The organism is Chamaesiphon sp. OTE_75_metabat_556, assembly GCF_031378165.1.
GTDB lineage: Bacteria > Cyanobacteriota > Cyanobacteriia > Cyanobacteriales > Chamaesiphonaceae > Chamaesiphon.
Genome location: NZ_JANNDR010000253.1, coordinates 1 through 3483, shown reverse-complemented (window position 1 = coordinate 3483; position 3483 = coordinate 1). Strand labels below are relative to the sequence as shown.

Annotated in this window: 1 protein-coding gene and 2 pseudogenes; all 3 read right to left on the bottom strand. The window is 47.2% G+C overall.

Translation table 11 applies throughout. From position 1 onward, the window contains the following. Window positions 1-464 (bottom strand): annotated as a pseudogene (locus RMO27_RS10370) (isovaleryl-CoA dehydrogenase); the annotation flags it as partial. A gap of 187 nt (window positions 465-651) precedes the next feature. Further along, window positions 652-2151 (bottom strand): NAD(P)/FAD-dependent oxidoreductase, encoded by a 1500-nt coding sequence (locus tag RMO27_RS10365; RefSeq protein ID WP_309732067.1) that lies wholly within the window; start codon window positions 2149-2151, stop codon window positions 652-654. A gap of 158 nt (window positions 2152-2309) precedes the next feature. Next, window positions 2310-3483, bottom strand: a pseudogene (gene trpB / locus RMO27_RS10360) (tryptophan synthase subunit beta); the annotation flags it as partial.

The following is a 3483-nucleotide window of genomic DNA, read 5'->3' as shown; positions in this document are numbered from 1 at the left end:
CCAAAGGTAAGTTGACCGATCATCACGGTTGTCGTCCAGTTAGAAGCCGGATCGACATCAAAAATCCGCGTCCGATTAAAAGTAGTTCCCAAATATTCATTATGGTGTCCCCACAGATCCACACTGCGCCCCACCACAACGTCATTTAGATCGACCTGTCCCGCTTCCCGTTGGGCACTGACGATTTTAGCTTCGATCGCAAAATGACCGTTGCCGCCAAAATCCCAACCTTTTGCCGTACTAAAAGCACCCGCTTCATCCCACTCTCCGCGATCGTTATACCGCGATCCGGTGGATTGGAGGTATTCATGATACTCAGAGGTGGGGCGATTGAGATCGAAGGGTTTACCCTGCATGTAAGCAGTATTGGTACTCAAATCTACCAAACCGTTCTGATGTCCGGTCGGAGCATGAATGCGAGCAAACCCTTGAAAGTGCAGACGCGGAAAATTTAATATACTCATGTTGCATCTGGCATGAAAACGAAGTTACTGGTGTTTTAGTGGATAGTTGATAGTGAATATTTGATAGACTTCGTTTCGAGATCTGAATCCCCCCTAACCCCCCTTAAAAAGGGGGGAACCGAATCCGGAAGTCCCCCTTAAAAAGGGGGATTTAGGGGGATTCTCCAGGGACTACGCAGCAACTCCTCTAGTTTTTGCAAGTGTCGATCGCAACTTCATGCCGATCGATCGGTTGATGCGAGACAATTCGATCGATAGCTTCCAGTGACGACTCGATCGATCCCTGAAGCCATGCGGGAAATCTGGAACAATGTTCGCCAGCAAAAAAGAGTCGATTTAGCGGTCTAGCCGCTTCTAAATATTTGAGAGCATGATTGAATTCATCAGCTAAATCGCCACCCCAAGGAATAGTACAGCCCCCATTACTCCACTGATAATTACCCCAGGCGATAGTTGCGGCATCGACGATGACACCAGGAGTATTAATTGCTGGGTGCATCTGACTGACCCAATCCCGCACGTAAAAACAGCGTTGGGGATCTGACATGGCATCTAAGTGTTCTGTGTCCTTGCCAATGGTGTAGCTAGCTAGGAGCACGCTGCCGCGATCGGGGTGAGACTCGATCGATGGATAATAGATCTGATGGATCCCTTCACCGCCGAGCGATGCACCACCGCCGATCCCTTCTTGCTCCCAAAAAGGTTCCGAGCAGTGCAAGATCGTCTTAGTTGCCGGACAGTAGACAGTATCCTCAATCGCTGCTAATTTCCGATCGTCGAAGCCAGTTAGCTCCAGGTTTTTGAGAATAGAAAAGGGAATAGTACACAGTACATAATCACAATTATGAGTTTGCAATTCCCCGTTCTCTAACCAAGAAACATCGACTGAATCTGCCTGGGCGTTGATGGCTACTACTTCTCGATCGCATTTAATTGGAGCCTTAATTGCTGCTGCTAGCCGATCGATTAGCTGCTCCATACCCCCTGCTAATTGCAATAAATCGTCGCTCGTCTCGACCAAAATATCGCTGAGGAATATATCCAGAGCTTTGCTACAATGAGCACGGAAACTAGGATTATCTTTAATAAACTTGTGAAAGTTGACAGTATCCCCGTCCTCACTGAAATATGGTTCCAGATCCAATCGGTCTAACTCCGCCATTAAATGCGATTCTAAATCTCGATCGAAACTAGCCCGCAAATCGCTAGGGGCGATCGCATCGATAATAGTTTTCAGCCAAGCCGCAAAGTGACGAGTTTTTTCGCGATAATGTGTTGCTAAAAAGATCCCTTGATAGTATTGCTCGAAACTTTTAGAGGCATCTTTAATCCGAAAAATCTTGCCTTGGATATTCATCAGAGCATTGTGCTCCTCGAATACTGTAATAAACTTGCATAGCTGATCTGCCAATCCTAGCTCGTGGACATAATGCAGTGTATGTTGGTGAGTTTTGGGAATCCGCATCGCACCGAGTTCGCCATAGGGCGCATCAGCTCCAGATCCAAATCGGTATGTCCATACCCGACCACCAATGCGGGAACTACCTTCGAGCAATTCGACCTGATGACCCAATTTTTCGAGTTCGTAAGCTGCTACTAAACCGGCAATTCCAGCACCAAGAATAGTTATTTTTTTGGGTTGCTGATTTACGATCCGACAATCATCCAAAATCTTGTTGGTATTCATAAGACCTCCGGCGAAAGTAAAAACATAATCTCTTTAAGTATTGTCTTGTTGCACTTTCATGCGGAGGAAATCTCCGCGAAGCGCACCGCTGTTTTTGTCTACAGTTTCCCCTAAAGCCTAAAGCCTAATATCTGACTTTCGCAGAAAGTCTAAGTAGTTTAAAATTGAATACTATCGATCGCCGTTTGTACATCTTTGTCCCCGCGCCCCGAACAGTTAATGACAATTTTGGGATTCCCTGATAATTGAGGACAAAGAACGTCTAAATAAGCGATCGCATGAGAAGTTTCTAAGGCCGGAATAATGCCTTCTAACTGAGAAAGTTGTTGAAATGCAGCTAGAGCTTGTCCATCGGTCACGCTATAGTATTCAGCCCGTCCCAGATCCTTTAAATAACTGTGTTCCGGGCCTACTCCCGGATAATCTAATCCAGCACTAATTGAATGAGCTTCAATAATTTGTCCTTCCTCATCTTGCAGCACGTAACTCATCGCGCCATGCAATACGCCGATTCGTCCATGAGTCAGCGTCGCCGCATGTTGGTTCGTATCCAGTCCTTTACCAGCGGCTTCCACGCCAATTAAGCGAACTTTTGGTTCAGTCAAGAATTCGTGGAATAATCCCACGGCGTTCGAGCCACCACCGACACAAGCCAGCAGAATATCGGGTAATCCGCCCCATTTTTCGAGACACTGTGCGCGAGTTTCTTTGCCGATAATTGCTTGAAAATTGCGGACGATCGTCGGATAGGGATGAGGGCCAGCCGCAGAGCCTAAAATATAGTAAGTTGTCTCAACATTTGTCACCCAATCGCGAATCGCTTCAGAAGTGGCATCTTTGAGGGTACCAGTTCCCGACGACACTGGGCGCACTTGGGCCCCCATTAATTTCATCCGAAAGACATTCAAGGATTGACGTTGAATATCCTGAACTCCCATATAAATGATGCATTCTAAGCCAAATAAAGCACAAACTGTCGCTGTTGCTACTCCAACTGTCCGGCTCCGGTTTCCGCGATAATCCGCCGTTTGCCCATATGCTTGGCGATGAGCACCTGGCCCAGCGAATTGTTGATTTTATGCGCACCGGTATGGTTCAGGTCTTCCCGTTTGAGGTAGATCTTGGCCCCACCACAGTGTTTGGTCAGGCGTTCGGCGAAATAGAGTGGGGAAGGACGACCTACATAATCCATAAGATGACCATGAAGTTCGGCCTGAAAAGATTTATCCGCACTCAAGGCCAAGTAATGGGTCTCGAGTTCCTCTAGGGCAGGCATGAGCACTTCTGGGGCGAATTTTCCCCCAAATTGGCCAAATCGGCCCCATCTGTCTG

What these genes read in the sequence shown, in the direction of transcription:
- RMO27_RS10365 (WP_309732067.1), bottom strand. Translation starts at nt 2,151, where the DNA reads ATGAATACCAACAAGATTTTGGATGATTGTCGGATCGTAAATCAGCAA.